The sequence below is a fragment of the Cupriavidus sp. 8B genome (assembly GCF_054589115.1).
Genome location: NZ_BAAILO010000233.1, coordinates 1 through 5,962 on the forward strand (window position 1 = coordinate 1; position 5,962 = coordinate 5,962).

Annotated in this window: 6 protein-coding genes; 5 read left to right on the forward strand and 1 reads right to left on the reverse strand. The window is 66.5% G+C overall.

Annotated features, from left to right (window positions below):
* The first annotated feature begins 352 nt into the window (after positions 1-352).
* Together ACYP5B_RS22195 and ACYP5B_RS22200 are read left to right on the forward strand one after the other, a co-directional pair.
* Positions 353-1,021 (forward strand): DUF484 family protein, encoded by a 669-nt coding sequence (locus tag ACYP5B_RS22195; protein WP_459571115.1) that lies wholly within the window; start codon positions 353-355, stop codon positions 1,019-1,021.
* Positions 1,021-2,145, forward strand: coding sequence for a tyrosine recombinase XerC (locus tag ACYP5B_RS22200; protein ID WP_459571116.1), 1,125 nt, complete (start codon positions 1,021-1,023; stop codon positions 2,143-2,145). Before ACYP5B_RS22195 ends, ACYP5B_RS22200 begins: the two co-directional genes overlap by 1 nt.
* Here the strand turns inward: ACYP5B_RS22200 and ACYP5B_RS22205 are convergent.
* Positions 2,142-3,101: a transcriptional regulator GcvA gene (locus ACYP5B_RS22205; RefSeq protein ID WP_267606555.1), complete on the reverse strand. Its 960-nt coding sequence runs from the start codon at positions 3,099-3,101 to the stop codon at positions 2,142-2,144. The genes ACYP5B_RS22200 and ACYP5B_RS22205 overlap by 4 nt on opposite strands.
* Before the next feature lie 230 nt (positions 3,102-3,331).
* Here ACYP5B_RS22205 and ACYP5B_RS22210 point away from each other — a divergent pair, with 230 nt between their 5' ends.
* From ACYP5B_RS22210 to lipA, 3 genes are all read left to right on the forward strand, one after another.
* Positions 3,332-3,694 (forward strand): DUF2917 domain-containing protein, encoded by a 363-nt coding sequence (locus tag ACYP5B_RS22210; protein WP_459571117.1) that lies wholly within the window; start codon positions 3,332-3,334, stop codon positions 3,692-3,694.
* Positions 3,695-3,861: 167 nt separating this feature from the next.
* Positions 3,862-4,593 carry a lipoyl(octanoyl) transferase LipB gene (gene lipB, locus ACYP5B_RS22215; protein WP_267605055.1) on the forward strand — a complete coding sequence of 244 codons (732 nt, stop codon included), beginning with the start codon at positions 3,862-3,864 and terminating at the stop codon, positions 4,591-4,593.
* A 43-nt stretch (positions 4,594-4,636) separates the two neighbouring features.
* Positions 4,637-5,632, forward strand: a complete 996-nt coding sequence (lipA, locus tag ACYP5B_RS22220) for a lipoyl synthase (protein WP_267605058.1) — start codon at positions 4,637-4,639, stop codon at positions 5,630-5,632.
* Positions 5,633-5,962: the final 330 nt, after the last annotated feature.

Consider the following 5,962-nt stretch of genomic DNA (forward strand, 5'->3'; position numbering starts at 1 on the left):
CATCGCCAGCGCAACCGCCTGGGTCTGGCTATCTCAGGCACGTTTGCTCGTACGCCGATTGACCAATGCCTGAATTTGTCCTCACCCTCTTTGCCGGTCAAAGAAAAGTGACCGGCAGCCCCCGCAGGGGGATGTCGTATGGCACTTGGGTGCAAAAGCCAACGCCGATCAAGACGAACCAAAGAGCCAGCACACCCGAGCACTTGGGTGCAAAAGCCAACACCGATCAAGACCAACCAAAGCACCCGCGCATACGAGCCCTTGCGCCCAAAAGCCAACGCCGAGCACTCCCCCCCCCAGCCTCCCCCAAACCTTTTGCTACACTGCCCCCCAAACATTCCGGTTGAAGCCAATGAACGCCCAAGAAGTTGCCTCCTACCTGCAGACCAATCCCCAGTTCTTCGAAGACAACGCCGAACTGCTGGCCGCTGTGCAACTCACCAGCCCCCACAGCCACCGCGCGGTGTCCCTGCAGGAGCGCCAGATGGAAATCCTGCGCGAGAAAAACAAAGGCCTGGAGCTGAGGCTGGCGGACCTGGTCCGCCACGGCCACGACAACGACCGTACCCAGCAGCGCATGCATGCCTGGCAACTGCGCCTGCTGGCCGAGGTGGACTCGCACGCGCTGCCGTATGCGGTGCAGGACGGGCTGCAGCAAGTGTTCGACGTGCCGGGCGTGGCGCTCAAGCTGTGGAATGTGGCCGAGGCCTACGCGCATATGGAAGTGGCCCAGGGCGCAAGCGACGACGTCCGCCTGTTTGCCGAGGGCCTGCGCGCGCCGTATTGCGGCGCCAACAGCGGCTTCGAGGCAGCGGCCTGGCTGGAGCGCGAGGATATCGCCTCGCTGGCCATGGTGACGCTGCGCGTGCCCACGCGCGACGCCGGCACGCTTGGCGCGGCCTTTGGCCTGCTGGTGCTGGGCTCGCCCGAGGCGAGGCGCTTCCATGAGGGCATGGGCACGGCCTACCTGGCGCAGATCGGCGAAGTGGCCGGCGCCGCGCTGAACCGCCTGCGCGACTGATGACCGCGAGCCGCGCGCGCAAGGCCGCTTCGCCTGCGGCGAAGAAGCCGGCCGCGCGCAAGGAAGCCGCCGAGGCGCCCCTGGACAAGCAGCCGCCCGACCCGCTGGTGCTGCGCTACCTCGACTGGCTCGCCAGCAGCCGCAAGCTGGCTGCCCACACCCTGACCAACTACGCCCGCGACCTGTCGGTGCTGCAGGCGCACGCCGCGCGCCATGCGCCGGGCATCGCGCTGTTGTCGCTGCAGACCCACCATATCCGCGCCTTTGCCGCGCGCATGCACGGCGGCGGCCTGGCCGGCACCAGCATTGCCCGCACGCTGTCGGCGTGGCGCGGCTTCTTCCTGTGGGCCGCGCGTCATGGCCTGGGCGTGGAGGCCAACCCGGTCGACGGCGTGCGCGCGCCAAAATCCGGGCACCGGCTGCCCAAGGCCTTGTCGGTGGAGCATGCGGTGGCGCTGGTCTCGCACAACGCCGGCGACGGCGCCGAGGGCCGGCGCGACCAGGCCGTCTACGAGTTGTTCTACTCCAGCGGCCTGCGCGTGTCGGAGCTGGTGCAACTGGATGCGCGCTATACCGAGGACGGGGAATACCGCTCAGCCGGCTGGATCGACATGGACGGCGCCGAGGTCACGGTGATCGGCAAGGGCTCGCGACGGCGCACCGTGCCCGTCGGCAGCAAGGCCATGGAAGCGCTGCGCGCGTGGCTGGCGGTGCGCATTGAACTGTTGCGCCCCGGCGCGCTGCCGGATGACGCGCATGCGCTGTTCCTGAGCGTGCGCGGGCGGCGTTTGCCCGTGCAAACGGTGCAGTTGCGCATCAAGCAGCAGGCGATCCGGGCCGGCGTGCCGACCGACGTGCATCCGCACATGTTGCGGCATTCCTTTGCCACCCATGTGCTGCAATCCTCGGGCGACCTGCGCGCGGTGCAGGAGATGCTCGGGCACGCCAGCGTGGCCACCACCCAGATCTATACCGCGCTGGATTTCCAGCACCTGGCCAAGGTTTACGACAAGGCGCACCCGCGCGCGGGCAGGGCGCACTCGGCGCCCGCGCCGGTTGTTGCGCCGAAGGCCGTGGAAGACGGCAAAGACGCCGAAGACACCGAAGACGGGAAGGACGACTAGCCCTCCCACTGCGCCAGGATGCCGCGGAAGGCTTCCATCTCCGGCAGCAGCCAGGCGCGGAACGCCTTCACCTTGGGCGCCTCCAGCATGCCGGCCGAGCAGACGAAGTAGAGCAGCCACGGGCAGGTAATGCTCACATCGAAGAGCCGCACCACGCGCCCCGACAGCAGGTCGTTATAGGCCAGCGACGAGCGGATCAGCGCAATGCCCTGGCCCGCGGCGGCTGCCTGCAGCAGCAGCGAGGAGTCCTCCAGCAGCAGGCCCTTGCGCGGCTCCGGCCAGTCCAGGCCGGCGGCTTCGAACCACGGCTTCCACGGGTCGCCCTCGCCGCGCAGCAGCGACATGCCTTTCATGTCCTGCGGCCGCCCCGGCAGCTTGCCGCCGTTGAAGGCAGGGCTGCAGACCGGGAAGAACACATCGTCCAGCAGCTTCTCCACATACAGGCCGGGATAGTCGCCGCTGCCCATGCGCAGCGCGATGTCGACTTCCTCGCGCCCGAAATCCACCAGCGTGTTGGACGACAGCAACTCCACGTCCAGCTCGGGATGCTGCTCGATAAAGCTGCCGATGCGCGGCGTGAGCCAGCGCGCGGCAAACGACGGCATGGTGCTGATGGTGAGGCGCTTGTCCCGGTTGCCGGCCTGCAGCGCGCGGGTGGCGTCGGCGATCTCCAGCAGGGCTTCGCGCACGCGCCCGGCGTAGGCCCGACCGCCCGGGGTCAGGGTCACGCGCTTGCCGTTGCGCTCGAACAGGGCCTGCCCCAGCTCTTCCTCAAGCGCGCGGATCTGGTGGCTGACCGCGCCATGGGTGACGAACAGCTCGGTGGCCGCGCGTGAAAAACTCTCGTGGCGGGCAGCCGCCTCGAACGCGCGCAGCGCAGTCAGCCCCGGCAGGCGCGGCAGCTCGCGGTGCCAGCCACGTGGCAAATCTCTCTCCCATGCTCCCTTCAGCGCCATCATCCACCTCGTCTTATGTGAGCTTACCTAACAAGAACAAGGAAAATATATCGTTTTGGAAGGGGACCGGCAATCACTAGAATGCAATGCATCGGGGCGCTACCCGCACCGGTGCCGATCCAGTACCAGGCAAGACCAAGCATCAGCCTGCCAAGGCTGGCCTGATCGGCGGCCGCCCATTCCGGGCAAGCGGGCGAGGCAGCCGACGATGTCAGCGAAGGATGCCCAACATGAAAACATTGCTCACAACGACCCTGTTCACCCTGAGCCCGGGCGAAGTTACCTCCCTTTCCATCCACGCCGCCCAGCGCCTGCGCGTGGAAGAGGCCACGGGGGTCGACGTCTGGGTCACCCGTGAAGGCGACTCGGAAGATTACTGGCTGCGTTGCGGCGGCAGCCTGCTGCTCGCCAGCGGCGACGAAATCACGCTCAGCGTGGACCCGCGCGCCGCCGAGCCGGTACGCCTGGCCCTGATCGCCGAAGCCCGCCGGCCGGCGGCAACCAGCGTGTCGCACCTGGTGGCGCGCATGGCGCGGCGTTTGGTTCGAGGCACCGAGTGGACGCCTAACCAGGACCAGGTCACGGCCTCCTGAGCCAGCGCGGGAGGATGCGGATGGCCGCGCACGCGGCCATCTGCGGTTGGTCCATTCCAGGCCGGCAAGCAGGGACGCAACAACAGCGTCATGAAGACACAACGAAAGACACACCAAAAATGGGGCGGCCTCCTGTGAGATCCGCCCCTTTTCGCTAAACTGCCGGGATGCAATCGATACAAGTCATCGAGCAGGGCCGGCAAGCCTACGAACCCTGTTTCGACGCGATGCGTGCCTTTACCGCCGCACGCACCCCCGATACCCCTGACCAGATCTGGCTGGTCGAGCATCCCCCGGTCTACACCCTTGGCCAGGCGGGAGATCCCGCGCACCTGCTCGCCCCTGACGAGACGATTCCCGTGGTGCGGATCGATCGAGGCGGACAAATCACTTATCACGGTCCGGGGCAGGTCGTGGCCTACCTGCTGCTCGACCTGCGCCGCCGCCACCTGATGGTGCGCGAGCTCGTCCATTCGATCGAGCAAGCCGTGCTGGACACGCTCGCGTCGTATAATCTCGCAGCCGAACGCAAGCCCGGCGCGCCTGGTATCTACCTTTCCGAAGGCCAGCACCAGGGCGCCAAGATCGCCGCGCTCGGCCTCAAGATCCGCAATGGCTGCAGCTATCACGGCGTCAGCCTCAACGTGCAGATGGACCTCGCGCCCTTCCTGCGCATCAACCCCTGCGGCTATGCCGGCCTGGAAACGGTCGACATGGCAACGGCGGGCGCCACCGTCAACGTGGCCGATGCGGCGGGTGCGTCCCGCCTGCCCGTGACCGCGGCACAACAAGCCGATATCGCGCGGCGCCTTGCGGCGGCGCTGTGTGAAGTGCTGGCAGAGGCGCAAGAGCGCGCCCTGGCGGCCCAACGGAATACCGCCGCGGCCCTGGCCACTTAGTCATCCAGCCGAATATGCACGCACCGCGCGTGCGGAGAACTCTATGAGCGACGCCCTGATCGCCACTTCCAGCGAAGCCCCGCAACCCCAGGCGGAGCAGTACGACCCGACCCGCAAGCAGAAGTCGGCCGACAAGACCGCGCGCATCCCCATCAAGATCGTGCCGGCGGAGAAGCTCAAGAAGCCCGAGTGGATCCGCGTCAAGGCGGCCACCGGCAGCTCGCGCTTCTACGAGATCAAGGACATCCTGCGCGCCAACAACCTGGTGACGGTCTGCGAGGAAGCCAGCTGCCCGAACATTGGCGAATGCTTCGGCAAGGGCACGGCCACGTTCATGATCATGGGCGACAAGTGCACCCGCCGCTGCCCGTTCTGCGACGTCGGCCACGGCCGCCCCGATCCGCTGGATGCCAACGAGCCGGGCAACCTGGCCCGCACCATCGCCCAGCTCAAGCTGAACTACGTGGTGATCACCAGCGTCGACCGCGACGACCTGCGCGATGGCGGTGCCCAGCACTTTGTCGATTGCATCACGCTGACCCGCGAGCTGTCGCCGGCCACCCGCATCGAAGTGCTGGTGCCGGACTTCCGTGGCCGCCTGGACAAGGCGCTGGACATCCTGCAGGCCGGCCCGCCGGACGTGATGAACCACAACATGGAAACCGTGCCCCGCCTGTACAAGCAGGCACGCCCGGGCGCTGACTACGCGCACTCGCTCAAGCTGCTGCAAGAGTTCAAGCGCCGCAACCCCACTGTGGCCACCAAGTCCGGCCTGATGGTTGGCCTGGGCGAGACCGACGAGGAAATCCTCGAAGTCATGCGCGACATGCGCGCCCACGACATCGACATGCTGACCATCGGCCAGTACCTGGCGCCGTCGGGCCACCACCTGCCGGTGATGCGCTACGTGCATCCGGACACCTTCAAGATGTTCGAGGCCGAGGCCTACAAGATGGGCTTCACCCACGCCGCCGTGGGCGCCATGGTGCGCAGTTCATACCACGCCGACGAGCAGGCGCATAAGGCCGGGTTCGCCTGAGTCCGGCTGCGCGCCATCGCGCGCGCCAGCCGGTTTGCTCCCCTCTCCCGCGTGCGGGAGAGGGGTTGGGGGAGAGGGCGGGCGCTCGTTACGCCGTCGTGCTGGAAAAAACAGCTGGCTTCGCTTCAGGTGGTTCCTAGCTGATATGACTCCCCGTGTCAATCGAGATTGGTTTGATTCAATTTCACAGTTGCATGTTGTTCCCCAATTTCCTGGAGGGCGACGTAGCAGTATGTCTCGACGGTGGATCACGCTTCTATGAGCGAGATTCTGTCAAGATTGCTTTTCCCGAAATTCTTATAACGTGTCTACTTGTGTTCGGTCTGAAGT